Origin of the sequence: Streptomyces sp. NPDC017202, from assembly GCF_044331705.1 — a bacterium.
Classification (GTDB): domain Bacteria; phylum Actinomycetota; class Actinomycetes; order Streptomycetales; family Streptomycetaceae; genus Streptomyces.
This window is the reverse complement of sequence record NZ_JBIRNP010000004.1, coordinates 402,846-423,220: the sequence shown is the minus strand read 5'-3', so window position 1 is coordinate 423,220 and position 20,375 is coordinate 402,846. Positions and strand designations below refer to the sequence as shown.

Genomic DNA, 20,375 nt, shown 5'->3' with positions numbered 1-20,375 from the left:
CGGCGTCCGCCGCCACCCCCCGTTCACCTGCGGATCCCGGAGGGGCGCTTGCACTCGGCACAGGCGAGTGCTAATCATTGCGTTAGCACTCTGAAGGTGAGAGTGACAACGAAGGACCGGGTCGGTGAGGCCCGCAGGCCAGGTGGGGCAAGGAACCACGGGGCCGGCGAGCCGTCCGTCGCGGGCGCGGGCGCGGTCCGAAGGAATCACCCCCAGTCCTGGAGGGACCACTTCACATGGCCAAGATCATCGCGTTCGACGAGGAGGCGCGGCGCGGCCTCGAGCGCGGCATGAACCAGCTCGCGGACGCCGTCAAGGTGACGCTCGGCCCCAAGGGCCGCAACGTCGTCCTCGAGAAGAAGTGGGGCGCCCCCACGATCACCAACGATGGTGTCTCCATCGCCAAGGAGATCGAACTCGAGGACCCGTACGAGAAGATCGGCGCCGAGCTGGTCAAGGAAGTCGCCAAGAAGACGGACGACGTCGCCGGTGACGGTACGACCACCGCGACCGTCCTCGCCCAGGCGCTGGTCCGCGAGGGCCTGCGCAACGTGGCGGCCGGCGCCAACCCGATGGCCCTCAAGCGCGGTATCGAGAAGGCCGTCGAGGCCGTCTCCGGTGCCCTGCTCGAGCAGGCGAAGGATGTCGAGACCAAGGAGCAGATCGCTTCGACGGCCTCCATCTCCGCCGCCGACACCCAGATCGGCGAGCTGATCGCCGAGGCCATGGACAAGGTCGGCAAGGAAGGCGTCATCACCGTCGAGGAGTCGCAGACCTTCGGTCTGGAGCTCGAGCTCACCGAGGGCATGCGCTTCGACAAGGGCTACATCTCGGCGTACTTCGCGACCGACATGGAGCGTATGGAGGCCGTCCTCGACGACCCGTACATCCTGATCGCGAACTCCAAGATCTCCAACGTCAAGGACCTGCTCCCGCTCCTGGAGAAGGTCATGCAGTCGGGCAAGCCGCTGCTGATCATCGCCGAGGACGTCGAGGGCGAGGCCCTGTCGACCCTGGTCGTCAACAAGATCCGCGGCACCTTCAAGTCCGTCGCCGTCAAGGCCCCGGGCTTCGGCGACCGCCGCAAGGCGATGCTGAACGACATCGCCATCCTCACCGGTGGCGAGGTCATCTCCGAGGAGGTCGGTCTCAAGCTCGAGAACACCTCCCTGGACCTCCTGGGCAAGGCCCGCAAGGTCGTCATCACCAAGGACGAGACCACCATCGTCGACGGGTCCGGCTCCTCGGAGCAGGTCGCGGGCCGGGTCAACCAGATCCGCGCCGAGATCGAGAACAGCGACTCGGACTACGACCGCGAGAAGCTCCAGGAGCGTCTGGCGAAGCTGGCCGGCGGCGTGGCCGTCATCAAGGCCGGCGCCGCCACCGAGGTGGAGCTCAAGGAGCGCAAGCACCGCATCGAGGACGCCGTCCGCAACGCGAAGGCGGCCGTCGAGGAGGGCATCGTCGCCGGTGGTGGCGTGGCCCTGCTGCAGGCCACCTCGGTCTTCGAGAAGCTCGACCTCGAGGGTGACGAGGCGACCGGCGCCAACGCCGTGAAGCTCGCCCTGGAGGCCCCGCTCAAGCAGATCGCCGTCAACGGTGGTCTCGAGGGTGGCGTCATCGTCGAGAAGGTGCGCAACCTGCCCGTCGGACACGGCCTGAACGCCGCGACCGGTGAGTACGTCGACATGATCGCCGAGGGCATCATCGACCCGGCGAAGGTGACGCGCTCCGCGCTGCAGAACGCCGCGTCGATCGCCGCGCTGTTCCTCACCACCGAGGCCGTCATCGCCGACAAGCCGGAGAAGGCCGCGGCCCCGGCCGGCGGCGGCATGCCGGGCGGTGACATGGACTTCTGAGCCTGATCGAGGCTCGGGTTTCCCACCGAGGGCGGTACTTCCTGCGTCAGCAGGGGGTACCGCCCTCGGGCGTTTCCGGGCGTCGGCCCCGGCGCCGTGGTGAGGGGCGACCGGGGCCCGCCCCGACGGACCCGGCCGGCGTGGTTCGGATCACAGGGGTGGTGGGGGAGCGGGCGGAATGGCGAGGGCGGGGCCGCCGTTGAGAGGGAGGGCGGTGCTTGCATGTGCACATACCGTCCGGAATGTCCACTGCCCGATGTCCACCGCGACCTCTCCGAGGAGTCCCCTGTCGTGACTGCCACCCCCGCCGCCGCCCGTGCCGCCGAGATCCTCGCGCGCCCCGTCTCCCTCAACGGCCTGACCGTCCCGAACCGCATCGCCATGGCGCCCATGACCCGCATGTTCTCGCCCGGCGGCATCCCCGGCGAGGACGTGGCGTCGTACTACGGCCGCCGCGCCGCCGCCGGTGTCGGTCTCGTCGTCACCGAGGGCACGTACGTCGGCCACGACTCGGCCGGGCAGAGCGACCGGGTGCCGCGCTTCCACGGCGAGGAGCAGCTGGCGGGCTGGGCGAAGGTCGCCGAGGCCGTGCACGCGGGCGGCGGGACGATCATGCCGCAGCTGTGGCACATCGGCATGGTCCGCGAGCAGGGCCAGCCGCCCGTCGCGGACGCCCCCGCCGTCGGCCCCTCCGGCCTGCGCCTGGACGGCGCCGAGGGCACCGGCAAGGCGATGACCCAGCGCGACCTGGACGACGTCATCGGCGCCTTCGCCGAGGCCGCCGCCGCCGCGGAGCGCATCGGCTTCGACGGCGTGGAGATCCACGGCGCCCACGGCTACCTGGTCGACCAGTTCCTGTGGGCGGGCACCAACCGCCGCACCGACGCCTACGGCGGCGACCCGGTCGCCCGCACCCGGTTCGCGGCCGAGATCGTCGCCGCCGTGCGCCAGACCGTGTCGCCGGAGTTCCCGGTCGTCTTCCGCTACTCGCAGTGGAAGCAGGAGGCCTACGACGCGCGCCTCGCCGAGACCCCCGAGGAGCTGGAGGCCGTCCTCACCCCGCTCGCCGCGGCCGGCGTCGACGCCTTCCACGCCTCCACGCGCCGCTACTGGGTCCCCGAGTTCGACGGCTCCGACCTCAACCTCGCGGGCTGGACGAAGAAGCTGACCGGCCGGCCCACCATCACCGTCGGATCGGTCGGTCTCGACGGCGAGTTCTTCAAGGCCTTCCAGGGCGAGGGCTCCGCCCTCAGGAGCATCGACGACCTGCTCGACCGGCTGGAGCGCGACGAGTTCGATCTGGTGGCCGTCGGCCGCGCGCTGCTCCAGGACCCGGAGTGGGCGGCCAAGGTCCTGGCCGGCCGCCTCGACGAGCTGAAGCCGTACGACGCCGCCGCGCTGAAGACCCTCAGCTGAGCGGCAACGCGCGGGTGCGGTCCGGGAGACGGGACGCCTTCCTCTCCCGGCCGGGCCCACTAGTGCTGTGACCGGAAAGGTTTGCCGGAAAGCTCGCGGCGTCCGGTGCGGTGCATCGCAAGGCGGAGCATGACCCGCGTACTGGATGTACTCGGGTGATGCGACAACGCGGCGAGGTGCCGTGCCGGGCGTCGCGAGCCGGTGAACCTTTCCGGTCACAGCACTAGAGATTGCCCAGCGGCTCGATGTCGACCTTCACCGGGGTGCCCCAGATGCGCACCACCTCGTAATCGGTGAACTCGTGGACGAGACGGTAGGCCATCGCGGGGCGGGAGCCGCGGCGCAGGGCGTTGATGTACAGCTCCGCCTCGCGCCGGTCCCGCCTCGGCGTGCCGCACAGATGCCACTCCTGTCCGGTCCACAGTTCCGCGAGCCACCGCTGCTGCGGCTGCGGGCGGTCGGCGCGGGCGCCGTACCGGGAGGGGGCCGGGGCGGTGGGGGGCGCCTGCGGGGCGGGGCCGTTGTACTCGGCGCGCCGGGCCGCGCGGCGACGCGTCTCGCACAGCAGGCACAGGTCGTGCGCCGCGTTGTCGACCGGGCCGTTCGGGTGCTCGGCGCAGCGGGTGGTGGGCGCGGCTCCGACGACGCTGTCGTCCAGCAGGTCCAGGGCGCGCCGCAGATCGGCCTTGACCTCGTGCAGCCGGGCGTCGGGGGTGTCGGCGCTCAGGGCCTCGCCGTGCTCCCCGAGCAGTCGGAGAGCGCGACCGAGAGCGGTGAGCTGGGCATGATTCATGACACCCAGGGTAGGGCGGCCCGGCCGGACGCGGTTCCTCACCGTCAGGACGTCGGCGGCGGCGGCCCACCCGCCGCCCGTGTCCGGCCCCGCCCGGTGCTCCCGGCATCCCGGGCAGCACGGCCGCCCGGGCGCTCGCCGGGCCTCCTCGGCACACAACCGGTGCACGCACGCGCAAGTCCGGTGGGTGTTTCCTCCCTAGAGTGCTCCGGGCCCGGGCGGGGGATTCCGACCGGCAGGCGGCAGCCCGGTCCACGGACCGCCGCGGTGCGCTGACGAGGACGAGGACGAGGACGAGAGGACAGATGATGAGGACAAGAGGCTTACGGACCAGGGGAACCGGACTCCTGCCGCGCGCGTGGACGGCCCTGCTGGCCGGGCTGGCGCTGCTGCTCGGCGTGTCGGCCGGACCCGCCACGGCCACCGAGGGATCGTGGATCAACGAGGGCGGTGACGCCAGGTCGCCCGACGCGCTGTCCGCACAGTGGTTCCGCGGAGACCTCTACGAGGTGGTACGCGGGAACGACAACCAGATCTGGTGGCGGTACCGCAACGGCGCCTGGCAGGTGATGCCGGGGGGCGCCCGCACCTACCACCGCCCCGAGGTCGTCTCGCTGCTCAACATCGGCACCGGCGGCTTGCAGGACTCCCGCCTCGTCGTCTTCCACGTCGGCACCGACGGCGTGGTCTACTACAGCATCCTCCGCGGCGCGGCAGGCAACCTGTGGTCGGACTGGGACAACGTACCGGGCAATTTCCGCACCGATACCGGCATCACCACGGCGAGCGGTATCAACAATGTCGTCCTCTACACGGTGCGCGACCAACAGGTGTACGTGCACAACATGGAGCTGTGGAACGGCGCACCGTCGTTCCCGCTGGGCGACTGGGGCACGCAGCACTCCCCGCGGGTACACGGCATGGTGGCCAGCGTGTCCACGTACAGCAGGTCCATCAGCACGAACATCATGAATTTCGAGGTCGCACGGGGGCTGAACGACCGCGTCTACGTCTCCCGTTCGCGCACCGACATGAACAGCGTGCGGAACGCGTCCTTCACCGAACTGCCCGGCGGCGGCGAGTGCGAGTCCGTCGCGGTCGGCCGCGGGGGCCCCACCTCTCCCACGACCAACACCAATGACCCCGACTACCAGGCGCAGCAGAACCTCGCCATCGGCTGCATCAGCCCCAACGACCACGAACTCTGGGTCAACCGCTCCACCGACGGCGGCCGGAACTTCACGGGCTGGTCCCGCGCCAGTACCGGGGCCGCGGCCACCGCCTCGCCCGAGATCCACGGTGCTCCCGGCGGGGAGGTCTTCGCCGTCCTGTCCTGGGGCGGGGACACCCCCTTCAAGCAGCGCACGATCGTCATGAAGCGGATCATCTGACCCGCGGGCACCCCGGCGTCAAAGTGTCGGCAGCGCCGTATCTCAGGATCGGTGCGGGTCGCGGACCGGGGTGACGGCCGCGGCCGCCGCCGCGACCCCGCCGAAGGCGTAGGTCGCGGCGAACCCGACCGCGTACCCCGTCAGCAGCCCGCCCGCGTAGATCGCCGCCGTCACGCCCAGCCCCCGGTTGCCCGCCAGCAACGGGAACAGCGCCCAGCCGGACGGCCCGATCGCGGTCGCCCCCACCCGGTCCCCGAGCATCGCGAAGAACCCGACGAAGGCCCCGCCCGCCGCCCCGCCCGCACATGCGGTGAGGAAGGGGCGGCCGAGCGGCAGCGACACCCCGTAGATCAGGGGCTCGCCGACGCCCAGCAGGCCGGCCGGCAGCGCCGACCTGATCGTCGTGCGCAGGGACGTGTCGTGGCGCAGCCGGACGTACACCGCCATCGCCGCGCCCACCTGGCCCGCGCCCGCCATCGCCAGGACGGGCAGCAGCACGGTGTGGCCCTGCTGTTCGATGAGCGTGGTGTGGATGGGGATGAGGGCCTGGTGCAGGCCCAGCATCACCAGCGGGAGGAACAGCCCGCCCAGGACCAGGCCGGCGAACGCGCCCGTCGTCGTCAGCAGCCAGTTCGCCGCCGTGCCGATGGCGGTCGAGACCGCGCCGGCCGCCCACATCAGGCCGTACAGCGTGGCCAGGCCCGCGACGAGGACGGTCAGGGTCGGGGTCAGCAGCACGTCCAGGGCCGCCGGGACCCGGCCCCGGCACCACCTCTCCACGCGCGTCGCCAGCAGTGCCGCCGCCAGCGCGCCGAGGACCCCGCCCTGGCCGGGGGCGAGCGCCACCCCGAACGCCGCGACCTTCGTGACGCCCGGATACACCACGATCGCGGCCACCGCCCCGCCCAGTACGGGCGTGCCGCCGAACTCCTTCGCCGTGTCGACGCCGACGAACACCGCGATCAGCGCCATGAAGGCGGACGCCACGGCGGCCAGGGCGGGTGTCAGCCAGGGCAGCAGGCCGGCGTTGACCAGCAGCCCGTTGACGCCGGCGAGGACTCCGCAGCCGATCAGGGCGGGGACGAGGGGCACGAAGACGGCGGCGAGGCGGCGCAGGGCGGCCCGGCCGGGCGTCGCGCCGCGCCGCTGCCGCTCGCCCTTCAACTCCGCTCCCCGCGCGGCCAGTTCCGCCGCCACCGTCGGCCCTTCCACCAGCTCCTCGAACGCCGCCGTCACCCGCCCGACGACCCCCGGCCCGAGCACCACCTGGTACGAACCGCCGTCCACGACGAGCCCCAGCACCCCGGGCACCGCCCGCAGCGCCTCCTCGTCCGCCCGGGACGGATCGGCGAGGCCCAGCCGCAGCCGGGTCATGCAGTGGGCGACGGAGGTCACGTTCGCGGGGCCGCCGACCAGGGGCAGGAGCGCGGCGGCGGTGGCACGGTCGGCACGGTCATCGGTAGGCACCTGCTGAGCGTGCGGGTCAGGAGCGCGCGGCGGCGAGCGCGGCGCGCAGATGACCGCCGGACTCCTCCAGAAGGCGGGTGGCCGACGGCCCGTCGACCCCGGCGAGCAGCACGAGGACCGCGTTCTTCACCTCGCCGCCGGTGACGTCGAGGGCCCGCTCGATCTCCGCGTCGTCCGCGCCCGTCGCCAGCGAGACGATCCGCCGCGAGCGGGCCCGCAGCTTCTCGTTCGAGGCCCGTACGTCGACCATCAGGTTCCCGTACGTCTTGCCCAGCCGGATCATCGTGATCGTCGACAGCATGTTCAGCACCAGTTTCTGCGCGGTGCCCGCCTTCAGCCGGGTCGACCCGGTGAGCAGTTCGGGCCCGACGACCACTTCGATGCCGTGCTCGGCGGCCGCGGCCAGCGCACTGCCCGGGTTGCAGGCCAGCCCGACGGTCAGCGCGCCGGCCGAGCGCGCGTACTCCACCGCGCCGATCGCGTACGGGGTGCGCCCCGAGGCGGAGATCCCGACCACCGTGTCCCCGGCGGTCAGCGCGAGGCCGGCCAGGTCCGCCCGCGCCAGCTCCCGCGAGTCCTCGGCGCCCTCGACGGAGGTCACCATCGCCGGCGGCCCGCCCGCGACGAGTCCCACGACCTGGCCGGGGGCGGTGTTGAAGGTCGGCGGGCACTCGGACGCGTCCAGCACGCCGAGCCGCCCGGCCGTTCCCGCCCCGGCGTACACCAGACGGCCGCCGCGCTCCATCCGCGCGGCGATCGCGTCGACGGCGGCCGCGATCTCGGGCAGTCGCGCGGCCACGGCGGCGGCCACCAGGGTGTCCTCGCCGTTCATGAGCCGGGCGATGTCGAGGGTGGGCAGCCGGTCGATCTCGGCGAGTTCGGGCCGGAAGGCCTCGGTGGTGAGCGATCCGAGCTGGGCGAGCAGGTCGTCGGGGCGGGGGGTCGAGGTCATGGCAGCGGCTCTTTCTCTCCGGCGCGGGACGGCCGACTCCGGCGCGGGTCGGCCGACGTGTCCCCACGGTCTACCGGTGCCGGTGGGCCAGGGCCTCGTACGACGCGGCCAGCGCCGGTGCCGCCGTGTCGTACGTGCGCTGCGCCACCCCCACGAACAGGCAGTCCACCACCAGCAGCTGGCCGGTCCTGGACGACATCGCCGCGGGCCGCAGCTCGCTCTCCCGGGCCGTCGACGTCGTCAGCACCTGGTCCGCGTACTGCGTGACCGTCCCGCCCGGCCGCCCGGTGACGGCGACGGTCGTGGCGCCCCGCTCGAAGGCGACCCGCAGCGGTTCGACGACGTCCCGTGTCGACCCGGAGTGCGTGATCGCCACGGCGACGTCCCCCGCCCGCAGCTGCACCGCGTTCGTGACCGCGAGGTGCGGGTCGCTGTGGGCGTGGGCCACGAGCCCTATCCGCAGCAGCTTCTGCGCGAGGTCCTGGGCGACGAGCCCGGACGCGCCGACGCCGTAGACGTCCGTCCTGCGGGCGGCGGCCACCGCCGCCACCGCCGCCCCGAGCTGCACGGTGTCGAGACCGGCGGCGGTGTCGGCGAGGGCCTGCCGTTCGTCGTGGGCGAGTTTGGCGACGACGTCCGCGATCGGGTCGTCGACCGCGATGTCGGTGGTGAGGGCGGGGGCCCGGCCGGACCGCTGCTGCGCCGCGAGTCCGGCGAGGGCGAGCCGCAGGTCGCGGTAGCCGGGGTAGCCGAGCAGCCGGGCGGTGCGCACGACGGTCGCCTCACTGGTGCCGGTGCGTTCCGCGAGGCGCGTGACGGTGAGCGCCGCGCAGCCCGCGGGGTCGCCCGCGACGGTCTCGGCGACGCGCTGCACCGAGCGGGTCATGGACGGGGCGAGCGCGCGGACCCGGGCGGCGAGGGCGCCGCCGAAAATTTCCGTCACGTCCTGTGGCACCCCGGAAAAATATTTCCGGCTCCGTGTCACGGTCAAGAGTGCGCACAATGGATGCATGGACCCCTCCCCTCCCCGCATCAGCCCCCTGGAACAGGCGTTGCACGCCGCGCGCGCCCTCGTCCTCGCCGACCTGGCCTCGGGCGAGGTGGCCGCGGCGGACGTGGTGTCCCTGGTCGAGGAGTCCGTGACGCAGCGGCGCTGGTGGGTCGAGCAGTGGCCGGACGGCGTGGCCTTCGTGGCCGGACTGGTGGCGCAGGACGTGCAGGACGCCCTGCTGGAGCGCCACGGCCGCTGGCCGATCTGCCCGGTGTGCGGCTCGGGTGACCCGCACGCCCTGGAGGTCGAGCCCGAACTCGGGCCCGACCCGCACTGGGTGTGCCACCGGGCGGGTGTGAAGGTCGCGGCGGTCGGGGCGCTGGGGTCGGCGTCCGGCCGGGCCTCGTGAGGCGCGCGTGACGATCTACGTCGATCCGCCGGACTGGCCCGGCCACGGACGGATGTGGTCCCACCTCGTCAGCGACGTGTCCTTCGACGAACTGCACGCGTTCGCCGACGGGTTGGGCGTGCCGCGGCGGGCCTTCGAACGCGACCACTACGACATTCCCTCGCACCGGTACCCCGACGTGGTCGCGGCCGGCGCGGTGCGGGTCAGCAGCCGCGAGGTGGTTCGGCTGCTGACGGCGGCCGGACTGCGACGGCCCAAGGGGCGCTCCCGGGCGTGACGGTGGACGGCTCAGGGGGACGCGCGGCGCGTGTACAGCCGTAGCGTGTCGTCCTCCAGGAGGGACTCGCGCGCCACGTCGGCCCGGACGAACCCGGCGCGGGTCAGCACGGCCTGCGAGGGGGTGTTCGCCTCCTCCACCGCCGCGTACAGCAGGCCCACGTCGTCGCGGGCGAGCGCCCACCGCGCGAGGGCGTCGACCGCCTCGGTGGCGTAGCCGTGGCCGCGGGCGGGCTCCACGAGGTCGTAGCCGATCTCGGCGCGGCCCTCCTCGTCGGGCATCCCGTGGAAGCCGAGGCTGCCGACGGCCCGGCCGTCCGCCCGCCGGACGAGGACGAACACCCCGAACTCGGGCCGGTGCACCCCGGCGTCGTACGCCTTCAGCAGGCCGGCGGCGACCTCGCGGGTGCCCTCGTAGGGCGCGTCGCCGAGCCAGCCGAAACCGCCGTCGCCGCCCGCGACCAGGTCGGCGGCGGCGGCCGGGGTGACGCCTTCGAGGGTGAGGCGTCCGGCGGGCAGGACCAGGTTGTTGTTCCAGCGCCAGCCGGTGACCGGGGCGCGGCCGGGCAGTTCACCGCGGCCGGTGGCCCACAGCAGGGTCGGCCAGGGCTCGGGGCCCGGCCGGACGTGCGGGAAGATCCGGCCGAGGACGGCCTCGCACAGATCGGCGGGCGGCTCGTACGCCAGGCCCAGGCCCTCGGCGATGTCGTGGGTGTGCAGGAGGACCTCGGCGATGCCCATCGCGGCGAAGCCCTCGCGGTTCGCGCTGCGGAAGGGGTAGGGGTGGAAGGCGCGGACCCGGGGCGGGGCGGTGCGGACGGCGGCGGCCAGCAGGGCGCCGGTGGTCTCGACGACGTCCAGGACGCCCGCCTGGTCGGTGCCCTCGTCGAAGGCGATCTCGAAGGGCACGTACGCAGTCTGTGCCCGGCCCGCCAACTGCCCGGCGTAGGCGATGAGATCGCTCGCCATGTGTTCCGCCGTCCGCCGGCAGGTCCACTCCAGCCGGCCGGCCCGCACACCGGCCCAGTCCCTGTCCGTCACCGTCCGCAGCAGCTCCACGCTGCCCGCGACGGCCTCCGTCACCTGATCCCCGCCCCATGCGCGCATGACAGGCAGGGTAGGCGGGCGCGGGGCTCAGACCGACAGCATGTCCAGCTCCGCGCGCATGTTGTACCGGGCGGTCGCCTCCCACTCCCGCGCCCCGTACGGGGTGCGGAACAGCCGGGGCAGGCCGAGGAGATGGCGCAGTACGGCGCCCCGGCCCTCGCGGAAGGCGTCGTTGGGCACGAAGTGGTACTCCTCGCGGATCTCGGCCGTGTAGGCGGCGTACGCCGACGGCGGCGCGGCGAGGATCGCGAGGTCGGCGTCGCACAGCACCTGGCCGTCGCGGTCGTCGTCGGCCGGGTCGTGGGTGACGGTGAGCCGGACCAGGCGGGCCACCTCGGCGGTCTTCGCCGGCGGCAGTCCGGCCTCGGGGAGCGCGCGCTCGGCGAGGCGGGCGGAGCGCTCCTCGTTCTCGGAGCGGTCGGGGAGGTGGACGGCGTCGTGGAACCAGGCGGCCAGGCGGACGACGTCCGGGTCGCCGGCGTACTCCTGGAGCGTGTCGATCCGGTCGAGGACCGCGGTGAGGTGGGTGAGCGTGTGGTAGCGGCGCTGCGGCTCCCGCCAGCGGCCCAGGAGGTCGTCGGCGTAGGGGAGGGGGTCCGGGCCGGGGGCGGGGGCGCGGGCCGCTCCGAGGGCGCGGGCGAAGCGGGTGCGCAGGGCGTCGAGGGCGTCGTCGCGGAGTTCGGCGTCGCGGAGTTCGGGGTCGTCGGCCATGCGGTCATTCTCGCCCGGCCCGGCCGGGGACGCGGGGGTGAGCGGGGCGGCTCGCAGGCGTACTCTGGAATTGGACTAGACCTGTAGAGCCGTCGACGAATGGGGTCCCATGAGCAAGCGTGCAGTCCTGGAGGTGATCGCCCTCGACGCGCAGGACGCGGTCGCCGCCCGGGCCGGAGGTGCCGACCGCCTCGAACTGGTCACCGACATGGCCGCCGACGGGCTCACCCCGCCCGCCGCGACGTTCGCCGCCGTCCGGGCCGCCGTCGACATCGACCTGCGCGTCATGCTGCGTCTGACAGACGGGTTCGCCGCCGGGGACGTCGGGCGGCTCGTCCGGACCGCCGGAACCCTGCGGGCGGAGGGGGCGGACCAGTTCGTGCTCGGCTTCCTCGACGCGGAGGGCGGCGTGGACCTGGCCGCCGTCGAGCGGGTGGTCGCGGAACTGGACGGCTGCCCGTGGACGTTCCACCGGGCCATCGACCACACGGCCGACCGGGACGCCCTGCGCAAGCAGTGCGAGGGGCTGCCCGGACTCGACACCTACCTCACGGCCGGATCGGCCGCGGGCGTCGACGACGGGCTGCCCGTGCTGGTCGCGGAGGCGGGCCGGCGGGGGGAGCAGGGGTACGAGCAGGAGGTCCTGGTGGGGGGAGGGCTGCGGCTCGACCACGTGCCGGCGCTGCGGGCGGCGGGCGTCGACGCGTTCCACATCGGCGGGGCGGCCCGGCCGGACGGCTGGCGGGGGCCGGTGTCGGCGGAGGCCGTGGGGGAGTGGCGGCGGGTGCTGGACGAGGGGTGAGGGCCGCCGGGAGTGGGGGCGGGGCGGCGCCGCCCGGCGCCGCGGGGGCGCTCCCCCGCGCACGGATTCACCCGGGCGGGGTCGGCCCACCGCCCGCTCCTCCCGCGCCGCCGCACACCGTGCCGCTCCGCTCACCGGGTGGCCGGGCCGCCCGGGTCGTGCGGTCGGCCCGACCCTTGCCGGAAAGCCCGCTACTGGTCGGAAAGCCCGCTACCGGTCGGCCAGTTGGGGCGGCAGGCCGGTGGAGTGGGTGACCACCAGCCCCGAGACGGCTCGGGTCAGCGCCACGTACAGCCGTCGCAGTCCCGTCCGTTCGTCCGGCTCGGCGTCCACCACCGCGCTCGGCTCGTCCAGGACGACGTGGTCGTACTCCAGGCCCTTGGCCAGGGAGGCCGGGACCAGGGTCAGGCGGGTCTCCCGGGTGGTCTCCTCGCCCGGTGCCAGGAAGGGGATCCCCGCCGCCTTGAGGGCCTCCGCCAGCGCGGGCACGCGGGCGTCGGCCGCGACGAGGCCCGTCGACCCCTCGTTGCGGAGCGACTCCTCGCAGGCGGCGACGACGTCCCCGTCGTCCGACACCGCGCGGATCTCGAAGGAGCCGGGGTTCTCCCGGACGGAGGCGACCGGCGTCAGGCCCGGCGCGATGTGGGGCAGCAGCCGGGAGGCGTAGGCGATGACGTCCGTCGGGACGCGGAAGCCGGCCGTCAGTTCCTCGATCACCGCGTCGGCCTTGCCGAGGTGCGCGAGGGCCTCCTCCCAACTGCGCGTCGCCCAGGGCGTGGTGCCCTGCGCCAGATCGCCCAGGACGGTCGCGCTGCCCGTGGTGCAGCGGCGGCCGACCGCGCGGTACTGCATGGGGGACAGGTCCTGCGCCTCGTCGAGGACGACATGGCCCAGGGAGTGCGTGCGCTCCACGAGGTCGGCGGCCTCGTCGATCAGCACCGCGTCCGCGGCGGACCACCTGGCCGACCTCACCGACCGCACCGGCTTCGCCCACAGGATCGTCGCGCGCTCCTCCTCGGTCAGGATGCCCTCCGCGTGCTCCGCGAGGAACTCCGCGTCCGTGAGCAGCCGCAGCACCAGCTTCGCCGGGTCGACGGGCGGCCAGACGGCCTTCACGGCGGCCTTGACGGCGCTGTTGCGGGCCACGGCGTCCTGCACCCGGTCGTCGGGCGCCTCCCCGGCCCGCTCCATCTGCACCAGCACGGCGTGCGCGACGCGCTGCGGGAGGGCGTCGCGGGCGGCGCCGTAGCGGATGCCGCGGTCGAGCAACTCGCGGACGATCTGCTCCAGTTCGTACGCCGGGACCCGCCAGCGGCGCGATCCGCGGACGACGACGACCGGCTCGGTCGGCAGGGTGACGTGGGAGTACAGTGCCCGCCGCAGCACCTCGGCCATCCTCGCGTCGCCCTTGACGACCGCCGCGGGGGCCTCGTCCGTGCCCCGTACCTCCACCCGCGCGACGAGGTCGTCGACGGTGGCCTGACGGACCGTCAACTCGCCCAGTGCGGGGAGCACCTGCTCGATGTAGCCGAGGAAGGACCGGTTCGGGCCGATGACCAGCGTGCCGGTGCGGGCCAGCCGCTCGCGGTGCGCGTACAGCAGGTACGCCACCCGGTGCAGACCGACGGCCGTCTTCCCGGTGCCGGGGCCGCCCTGCACGCACACCGAGCCGCCCAGCCCGCTGCGGACGATCTCGTCCTGCTCGGGCTGGATGGTGGCGACGATGTCCCGCATCGGACCGACACGCGGCCGCTCGATCTCCCGCTGGAGCAGCTTGCTGGTGGTGGCCGCCTCGGCCGGGTCCGAGAGGTGCTCGTCCTCGTACGCGGTGAGGTCACCGCCGGTGTAGCCGAAGCGGCGCCGCAGGCCGACGTCCATCGGGTCCTTCCTGGAGGCCCGGTAGAACGGCTGTGAGACCGGCGCCCGCCAGTCGATGACCATCGGGTCGCCGTCGTGGTCGTGGACGTGCCGGCGCCCGATGTAGAAGCGTTCCCCTTCCGCGCCCTCGGCCCGCTCGGCGCCGGGTGCGTGGAGGTAGTCCAGCCGGCCGAAGAACAGCGGGGTGTCGCTGAGGTCGGCGAGCGCCTTGACGCGGTCCGCGATCTGGCGCTCCAGGATCTGTGCGTTGACCCAGTTGGCGGTGACGTCGCTGATGTCGAGGGACTGCACGTCCTCGCGCATGGCGCGCAGCGCGGCGCGGGAGGCGGCGAGGTGGGAGCGCTCACGGAGGAGCGGGTCGGCGGCGGACACGGGCGTGGACAAGGGGGTGCCTCCGGGCCTGCGGAAAGGGGTGACTGCGGGAAAGCCGTCCGGTTTCCGTCCGGGCGGCGGCGCTCCCTGGGGAGGCGGGCAAGAGCGGAGATTCTAGGACCTGGGGCCCCCGCGAAGCCAACGGGTTTCCGCCCGGCCCCCGTCCTGCCTGCCGCCGTGCTGCCAGCCCGCCCCCGTGCTGCCGGCCTGTCGCCTGCCCGCCGCCCGTCTGCCTCTCTTGCCTCTTGCCTCTTGCCTTCCGGCCCCGTCCCCTAGGGGACGGGGCCCCTCTCCCCGGAGGAACCGCTCCGCCCGGGGGTGGACGGAAAGTCCACCCGAAGTGGCTCCCCAGACCGATGCCGCCCTTATGTCCGCGATCGCACCATGGAGGCATGAGCGCAGCGACCTTCCACCCAGCCCCCGCCCCGGGCCGCCCGCCCGGCGCGACCTCCGTCTCCGGCACCCCCCACCACCACCGCCTGGGCGACGCCCTGCACGCGGTACGCGTCTTCGCGGGCGCGGCCTTCGACGTGGTGATCCTCGGCGAGTACGGCGAGGAGGTGGGCGTCCGCCGCCGGGAACCCCCGCCGGTCCCGCCACGCGACTGAGTACGCGCGGCGCCCGGCTGAGTACCCGCGCCGATGCCCGCCCGCACCGCCCGGCGGTTCACTCGGGGCATGACGACACCGCACCCCGCGTATCCGGCACCGCACGCGACCCCCGTCCCGGTCCCCGCCGACCAGGACCGCCATGCCTGGGTGGCCCCGCTCGTCGCGACCGTTCTGCTGGTCCTCCTGGGACCGGCGGCCCTGTTCCTGGGCGGCATCTCGGCGATGGCGACCGACAGCTGCGGTCCCGACGACTGCTCGTCGGCGCTGAACACGTCCCTGGCGCTGATCTACGGCATCCTCGACTTCGGCGGGCCGGTCACCCTGGCCGCCTTCGTCACCGCCTGGGCCCTGCCCTGGAAGCGCCGCTGGTCGGCCCTGCGCGCCTGCCTGGCCGCCGCGTCACTGCTGCCGTCGCTGACCGTGCTGTTCCTGGTGCTCACCCTGCCCGCGCCGTAGACCCCGCCCCGGCCAGGGCCTGTCCGGCGGATCATGCCGGAGACGCGGGGCCTGGCGCGCCCCCCCGGAGGGGGTGCCCCCAGCGGCGTTGTCGTCGGTTGCCGGCGGCCCCCGGCCTTCGGCCGGGAGGTGCCCCCACCGCGTCGACGCCCTCCTCCGCCTTGCAGCCGCACGCACCGGGCCCCGCTCACCTCGGCTCCAAGACGCCGCAGGTTTCCTCCGACTTGATCCGCCGGACAGGCCTTAGCGTCCTCCGCCCGCGCCGCGGTCCCCGCTCCCGCTCAGGCGTCCTCCGCCAGCAGTTCGTCCGCGTCCATGATCCGGTAGGCGTAGCCCTGCTCGGCGAGGAAACGCTGCCGGTGGGCGGCGAAGTCCTGGTCGAGGGTGTCGCGGGCGACGACCGAGTAGAAGTGCGCCTGGTGGCCGTCCGCCTTCGGCCGCAGCACCCGCCCCAGCCGCTGCGCCTCCTCCTGGCGCGAGCCGAAGGTGCCCGACACCTGGATGGCGACCGTCGCCTCGGGCAGGTCGATCGAGAAGTTCGCGACCTTCGACACCACCAGCACGCTGATCTCGCCCTGCCGGAACGACTCGAACAGCTTCTCGCGCTGGGCGTTGGACGTCTCACCCTTGATGACCGGCGCGTCCAGGTGCTCCCCCAGCTCGTCGAGCTGGTCGATGTACTGCCCGATGACGAGGATCTGCTGCCCGGCGAACCGCCGCACGATCGCCTCCGTCACCTTCCGCTTGGTCTCGGTGGTGGCGCAGAAGCGGTACTTCTCCTCGGCCTCGGCGGTCGCGTACGCGAGCCGCTCGGAGTCCGTCAGGTTCACCCGGACCTCGACGCAGTCCGCGGGCGCGATGTAGCCCTGCGCCTCGATCTCCTTCCACGGGGCGTCGAACCGCTTCGGGCCGATGAGGGAGAACACGTCCGACTCGCGGCCGTCCTCGCGCACCAGCGTGGCCGTCAGGCCCAGCCGGCGCCGTGCCTGGAGGTCGGCGGTGAACTTGAAGACCGGCGCCGGCAGCAGGTGCACCTCGTCGTAGACGATCAGCCCCCAGTCACGGGAGTCGAACAGCTCCAGGTGCGGGTAGACGCCCTTCCGCCGGGTCGTCAGCACCTGGTAGGTGGCGATGGTGACGGGGCGGATCTCCTTGCGCGTGCCGCTGTACTCGCCGATCTCCTCCTCGGTCAGCGACGTCCGCTTGATCAGCTCGTGCTTCCACTGCCGGGCGGAGACGGTGTTGGTGACGAGGATCAGCGTGGTCGACCTGGCCTGCGCCATCGCCCCCGCCCCCACCAGCGTCTTGCCCGCGCCGCAGGGCAGGACGACGACCCCGGACCCGCCGTGCCAGAAGTTCTCCACGGCCTGCTTCTGGTAGGGCCGCAGCGCCCAGCCGTCCTCGGCCAGCTCGATCGGGTGCGCCTCGCCGTCGACGTACCCGGCGAGGTCCTCGGCGGGCCAGCCCAGCTTCAGCAGCGTCTGCTTGATCTGCCCGCGCTCGGAGGGGTGCACGGCGACCGTGTCGGGGTCGATCCGGGCACCGACCAGCGGGGCGACCCGCTTGGACCGCAGGATCTCCTCCAGGACCGGCCGGTCCGTGGTGGTCAGCACGAGACCGTGCGCGGGGTGCTTGCTGAGCGTCAGCCGCCCGTAGCGGTCCATCGTCTCGGCGATGTCCACCAGCAGCGCGTGCGGCACCGGGTACCGGCTGAACTCCACGAGCGCGTCCACCACCTGCTCGGCGTCGTGCCCGGCGGCGCGCGCGTTCCACAGGCCCAGCGGGGTCAGCCGGTAGGTGTGGATGTGCTCGGGCGCCCGCTCCAGTTCCGCGAACGGCGCGATGGCCCGACGGCACGCGTCGGCCCGCTCGTGGTCGACCTCCAGGAGCAGGGTCTTGTCCGACTGGACGATGAGTGGACCATTCACGCGCGGCACCCTTCCCTTCACGGCCGTGGCACGCGGCCAAACGTCCAGTGTGCCCTACCGGCCACGACGGGGGCGGGGGTGCGTCAGAGTGGCCTTCATGACAGCCACGGGCGAACGGATCGAACGAATGGATGAAAAGGAACGGGTGATCGGGGTGGCGGCCCTGCGCCGCCACCCGGCTACGCCTCGTCGTCCGCCAGCTCCGCCACGCCCGTGATCCGGTGCAGCGGGTACGTCCTGACCTCGTCCGCCGTGTGGTCGTACGCCGTCACGAAGCCGCCCTCCACCCGGACCGGGGCGATGACGCGCTGGCTGGCGGCCCCCTCGGCGTTGACGTAGCCGATCCACACGGCCTCGCCGGTGAGGACGGCGGCCTGCACGGTGGCGAGGGTCTCGGCGGGCGAGGTGCGGGGCAGCGCGCCGGGCGCCCGCGCCGCGGCGTCGTCGGCCGGCTTGCGAGGGGCCGTGGACGCCAGGTCACCGGCGCGGATCGCCCGGATCGCGGCCGACAGCAGGGTGCCGTCGGGGACGGGCGGACCCTCCGGCACCGGTTCCGGGGCGGTGCGGGGCGGGCTGCGGTGGGCGTCGGCACGGGTGATCAGGACGTCGCCCTCCGCCGACTCGGCGGCCGGCGCGAACCCCATCGCCCGCAGCCCGTCGAGGAGGGCCGGCGGGGCGGCCTCGGCCGCCAGCACGGTCGGCGCGAGACGGCGCAGCCGCAGGGCGACGGCGCGCTTGTCGGCGAGGATCTCGTTCAGCATCGCGTCGTCGTCGCAGCGGACGTACGCCGAGGCCGCGCCCACCCGGAGGTGCCCGTGCCGGCGCGCCACGTCGTCGATCAGGTACGCCAACGGCTGCGGGACCGGCGTACGGGAGTGCTCCGCGAGGAAGGCGTGCAGGTCGGCGGCGGTACGGCCGGCGTCCAGAGCACGGCGTACGGAACCGGGCGTGAAGCGGTAGACGGTCGCCCCGCCCTTCGACTCGACGTCGGCGAGCACGCCCAGCGTGTCGGCGAGCGGCCGGTGCAGCGGGCCCGGCGCCACCGCGGTCAGGTCCGCCTGGAGCAGCACGTGGTCCAGCGGCTCGGGGAGCAGCGGCGCCAGCAGCCGGACGGCGGCGGCGGAGGCGACGGCCTGCTCGGCGGCCGGGAGAGGACCGGGGGCGAGGGGCGTCGCGGCCGCGGCCGTGGCCGCGGTGTGGTGGGGGAAGGGAAGCTTGTCCCCGGGGCCCTGCGCCGAGTCCGTGTCCTGCGGGGAGTTCGCGTCCTGCGGGGAGTCGCCGCTCCGCCCGGCGGTGCTGTCGGCCGCGGGGAGCGCCCCGTCCCGTCGGCCGGCCTGCCGGTCCGCCGCCGGGCCGAGGAGGGCCCGGCCCTGGGACGACAGGGCGCCCCGGCCCGTGACGCCCAGCAGCTCCGCCTCCGTCAGGGTCCAGCCGGCCAGCCGGGCGCGCAGGTCGTCCTCGCGCTGGGGTCCGCGCAGGGGGCGTTCCCAGCTCAGCCGGGCGAGCACCGACTCGGTGGTCGGCGCGGTGCCCTCCGCGAGCCCGGCCAGCAGCGCCAGCACCCGGCGGCGTACCTCCGGCGCGGCCGAGCGGTCCAGGCCCGGCCCGAGCGCCGACAGCGTCCGCTCCTTCGTGTCCCGCCCGCCGACCAGTCCGGGCGTCCGGGTCCCCGCCAGCCAGGCTTCCGCCAGCCGGACCCAGCGCTCGGCGGCCGGAAGCTCCAGCCACTCGTCGTAGGCCGGGGTGGCCGCGTACCGCTCGTCGGCCTCGCCGTCGGAGGCGATCAGCCCGGCGGCGTACGCCAGCTCGACCCAGAACGCGGCCATCGGCTCCGACACGTCCAGGGCGACGGCCGTCCGCTTCAGGTCCCGCAGGCTCAGCCCGCCCGCGCGCAGCACCGCGGGGCCGCCCTCGTCCCACTCCTTCAGCAGCTCCTCGACGGTCGCCAGCGCGGTGTACGCCTGCCCCGCCGCGGCCGCGTCCACCACCTGCCGACGGTGCGTCGCGGCCGGCTCGACGGCGGGCGGCACCGGCTCGGGCGCGCGGTGCGCGCGGCCGGCCCGCAGGTGCAGGGCCACCTCGCGCGGCAGGACGACCGTGCCGGGCGAGGTCGGCAGCAGCAGCCCCCGGTCCAGCAGCCAGCGCAGCCGGGCCCCCGGCTCGGCGGTGACCTGCCCGTACGGCGGCCCCCACACCAGCCGGTCCAGCACGTCGAGGGACTCGGCGGGAGCTCCGGCGAGCAGGGCGCCCATCCTCCGGCGGTCGCCGAACAGGCCGGCCAGCGCGGTGGCCGCGGAGACGGGGTCATGGGTGGACGGCAGCCCGGCGGCCGTCACGATCTCCTGGATCCGGCCCGGCGACATGCCCGCGGTGGCCTCCCGCACGGACGGGCCCAGCCCGGTCGGCGAGGGGTGCTGCGGGGACGGGGCGAGCAGCTCGCGGGCGGTGCGGACCAGCCGGAGCCGGTCGTCGTCGCCCCAGACCAGGGCCTGCTCCCGCAGCACGGCCACCGCCCCCGGAAGGGCGGCCCCGACGACCGCGTCCCGCTCGTCCCCGGCCATCAGCCCCAGCAGCTCCTCGTACGCCGCCGGTTCCGCCGCCACGGCCAGCGCCTCCGCCGTCTGGAGCGTGAACCGGTCCAGCCGCTCCAGGGCCCGCACCACCGAGGCGCGGGTCCCGGCGCGGGTGGCGAGCTGGGTGAGGTCGGTGGGGACGGGCGTGACGAGGTCGGGGCGGGCGCGCAGGAGTGCGGCCAGAGACGTGTCGTCCCGGGCACGGAGCGCCTCCGCGAGGGAACGCGGGGCCGAGGGCTTCTCGTCGCTGCTCATCCGCTCCACGGTAGCGGGTGGCGGGCCCGGGGAGAGGGCGCCGCCGGGGCCGGGAACCCGTGTGCCGGGCGGGTGGCGGACGAACGGAACAATTCCCCGGTCATCCCGGAGCCGCGGAACCTCCGCCG

General features: G+C 74.2%; 17 protein-coding genes. 8 read left to right on the top strand and 9 right to left on the bottom strand.

Going from position 1 to position 20,375, the window contains the following annotated elements; genetic code table 11:
- Positions 1–236 precede the first annotated feature (236 nt).
- Together groL and ACH4N1_RS11945 are read left to right on the top strand one after the other, a co-directional pair.
- The gene (gene groL, locus ACH4N1_RS11950; protein WP_363086811.1) at positions 237–1,859 is read left to right on the top strand and encodes a chaperonin GroEL; all 1,623 of its coding nucleotides are present in this window, start codon (positions 237–239) and stop codon (positions 1,857–1,859) included.
- 291 nt (positions 1,860–2,150) lie between these two features.
- Positions 2,151–3,275 carry an NADH:flavin oxidoreductase gene (locus tag ACH4N1_RS11945; RefSeq protein WP_398096493.1) on the top strand — a complete coding sequence of 375 codons (1,125 nt, stop codon included), beginning with the start codon at positions 2,151–2,153 and terminating at the stop codon, positions 3,273–3,275.
- A 223-nt stretch (positions 3,276–3,498) separates the two neighbouring features.
- Here ACH4N1_RS11945 and ACH4N1_RS11940 read toward each other — a convergent pair whose 3' ends face one another.
- Positions 3,499–4,068 (bottom strand): hypothetical protein, encoded by a 570-nt coding sequence (locus ACH4N1_RS11940; RefSeq protein ID WP_398096491.1) that lies wholly within the window; start codon positions 4,066–4,068, stop codon positions 3,499–3,501.
- Positions 4,069–4,373: 305 nt separating this feature from the next.
- Here ACH4N1_RS11940 and ACH4N1_RS11935 point away from each other — a divergent pair, with 305 nt between their 5' ends.
- The gene (locus tag ACH4N1_RS11935; protein ID WP_398096490.1) at positions 4,374–5,459 is read left to right on the top strand and encodes a hypothetical protein; all 1,086 of its coding nucleotides are present in this window, start codon (positions 4,374–4,376) and stop codon (positions 5,457–5,459) included.
- Positions 5,460–5,501: 42 nt separating this feature from the next.
- On the opposite strand, the gene ACH4N1_RS11930 is transcribed toward ACH4N1_RS11935, so the two are convergent.
- From ACH4N1_RS11930 to ACH4N1_RS11920, 3 genes are all read right to left on the bottom strand, one after another.
- A complete protein-coding gene (locus tag ACH4N1_RS11930; protein WP_398096488.1) occupies positions 5,502–6,926 on the bottom strand; it encodes a PTS transporter subunit EIIC in 1,425 nt (474 codons plus the stop codon).
- A gap of 16 nt (positions 6,927–6,942) precedes the next feature.
- Complete coding sequence (gene murQ, locus ACH4N1_RS11925; RefSeq protein ID WP_398096487.1) at positions 6,943–7,878, bottom strand: N-acetylmuramic acid 6-phosphate etherase; 936 nt, start codon at positions 7,876–7,878, stop codon at positions 6,943–6,945.
- 70 nt (positions 7,879–7,948) lie between these two features.
- A complete protein-coding gene (locus ACH4N1_RS11920; protein ID WP_398096486.1) occupies positions 7,949–8,833 on the bottom strand; it encodes a MurR/RpiR family transcriptional regulator in 885 nt (294 codons plus the stop codon).
- Between the two features lie 55 nt (positions 8,834–8,888).
- Here ACH4N1_RS11920 and ACH4N1_RS11915 point away from each other — a divergent pair, with 55 nt between their 5' ends.
- Both ACH4N1_RS11915 and ACH4N1_RS11910 read left to right on the top strand, forming a co-directional pair.
- Positions 8,889–9,278 carry a hypothetical protein gene (locus ACH4N1_RS11915; protein ID WP_366061173.1) on the top strand — a complete coding sequence of 130 codons (390 nt, stop codon included), beginning with the start codon at positions 8,889–8,891 and terminating at the stop codon, positions 9,276–9,278.
- A 7-nt stretch (positions 9,279–9,285) separates the two neighbouring features.
- On the top strand, positions 9,286–9,555 hold the full coding sequence (locus tag ACH4N1_RS11910; RefSeq protein ID WP_398096485.1) for a DUF4031 domain-containing protein: 270 nt from the start codon (positions 9,286–9,288) through the stop codon (positions 9,553–9,555).
- An 11-nt stretch (positions 9,556–9,566) separates the two neighbouring features.
- Here the strand turns inward: ACH4N1_RS11910 and ACH4N1_RS11905 are convergent, their stop codons facing one another.
- Together ACH4N1_RS11905 and ACH4N1_RS11900 are read right to left on the bottom strand one after the other, a co-directional pair.
- The gene (locus tag ACH4N1_RS11905; protein ID WP_398096483.1) at positions 9,567–10,661 is read right to left on the bottom strand and encodes a GNAT family N-acetyltransferase; all 1,095 of its coding nucleotides are present in this window, start codon (positions 10,659–10,661) and stop codon (positions 9,567–9,569) included.
- Positions 10,662–10,688: 27 nt separating this feature from the next.
- The gene (locus ACH4N1_RS11900) at positions 10,689–11,372 is read right to left on the bottom strand and encodes a hypothetical protein (protein WP_398096481.1); all 684 of its coding nucleotides are present in this window, start codon (positions 11,370–11,372) and stop codon (positions 10,689–10,691) included.
- A gap of 109 nt (positions 11,373–11,481) precedes the next feature.
- On the opposite strand from ACH4N1_RS11900, the gene ACH4N1_RS11895 reads away from it, so the two are divergent.
- Entirely contained in the window at positions 11,482–12,174 is a 693-nt protein-coding gene (locus ACH4N1_RS11895) for a copper homeostasis protein CutC (RefSeq protein WP_398096479.1), read from the top strand.
- A gap of 210 nt (positions 12,175–12,384) precedes the next feature.
- Here the strand turns inward: ACH4N1_RS11895 and ACH4N1_RS11890 are convergent, their stop codons facing one another.
- Positions 12,385–12,549, bottom strand: coding sequence for a hypothetical protein (locus ACH4N1_RS11890; RefSeq protein WP_398096694.1), 165 nt, complete (start codon positions 12,547–12,549; stop codon positions 12,385–12,387).
- Positions 12,550–14,816: 2,267 nt separating this feature from the next.
- On the opposite strand from ACH4N1_RS11890, the gene ACH4N1_RS11885 reads away from it, so the two are divergent.
- Positions 14,817–15,032, top strand: coding sequence for a hypothetical protein (locus ACH4N1_RS11885; protein WP_398096477.1), 216 nt, complete (start codon positions 14,817–14,819; stop codon positions 15,030–15,032).
- Positions 15,033–15,101: 69 nt separating this feature from the next.
- A complete protein-coding gene (locus tag ACH4N1_RS11880; RefSeq protein WP_398096476.1) occupies positions 15,102–15,491 on the top strand; it encodes a hypothetical protein in 390 nt (129 codons plus the stop codon).
- 281 nt (positions 15,492–15,772) lie between these two features.
- Here the strand turns inward: ACH4N1_RS11880 and ACH4N1_RS11875 are convergent, their stop codons facing one another.
- Together ACH4N1_RS11875 and ACH4N1_RS11870 are read right to left on the bottom strand one after the other, a co-directional pair.
- Positions 15,773–17,419: a DNA repair helicase XPB gene (locus ACH4N1_RS11875; protein WP_398096474.1), complete on the bottom strand. Its 1,647-nt coding sequence runs from the start codon at positions 17,417–17,419 to the stop codon at positions 15,773–15,775.
- Positions 17,420–17,598: 179 nt separating this feature from the next.
- Entirely contained in the window at positions 17,599–20,247 is a 2,649-nt protein-coding gene (locus ACH4N1_RS11870; RefSeq protein ID WP_398096472.1) for a helicase-associated domain-containing protein, read from the bottom strand.
- Positions 20,248–20,375: the final 128 nt, after the last annotated feature.

Excerpts from the sequence above, each read along its gene's own strand:
- groL (WP_363086811.1), top strand. The coding sequence starts at position 237 with ATGGCCAAGATCATCGCGTTCGACGAGGAGGCGCGGCGCGGCCTCGAG.
- ACH4N1_RS11940 (WP_398096491.1), bottom strand. The coding sequence starts at position 4,068 with ATGAATCATGCCCAGCTCACCGCTCTCGGTCGCGCTCTCCGACTGCTC.
- ACH4N1_RS11935 (WP_398096490.1), top strand. The coding sequence starts at position 4,374 with ATGATGAGGACAAGAGGCTTACGGACCAGGGGAACCGGACTCCTGCCG.
- murQ (WP_398096487.1), bottom strand. The coding sequence starts at position 7,878 with ATGACCTCGACCCCCCGCCCCGACGACCTGCTCGCCCAGCTCGGATCG.
- ACH4N1_RS11915 (WP_366061173.1), top strand. The coding sequence starts at position 8,889 with ATGGACCCCTCCCCTCCCCGCATCAGCCCCCTGGAACAGGCGTTGCAC.
- ACH4N1_RS11905 (WP_398096483.1), bottom strand. The coding sequence starts at position 10,661 with ATGCGCGCATGGGGCGGGGATCAGGTGACGGAGGCCGTCGCGGGCAGC.
- ACH4N1_RS11900 (WP_398096481.1), bottom strand. The coding sequence starts at position 11,372 with ATGGCCGACGACCCCGAACTCCGCGACGCCGAACTCCGCGACGACGCC.
- ACH4N1_RS11895 (WP_398096479.1), top strand. The coding sequence starts at position 11,482 with ATGAGCAAGCGTGCAGTCCTGGAGGTGATCGCCCTCGACGCGCAGGAC.
- ACH4N1_RS11885 (WP_398096477.1), top strand. The coding sequence starts at position 14,817 with ATGAGCGCAGCGACCTTCCACCCAGCCCCCGCCCCGGGCCGCCCGCCC.
- ACH4N1_RS11880 (WP_398096476.1), top strand. The coding sequence starts at position 15,102 with ATGACGACACCGCACCCCGCGTATCCGGCACCGCACGCGACCCCCGTC.
- ACH4N1_RS11870 (WP_398096472.1), bottom strand. The coding sequence starts at position 20,247 with ATGAGCAGCGACGAGAAGCCCTCGGCCCCGCGTTCCCTCGCGGAGGCG.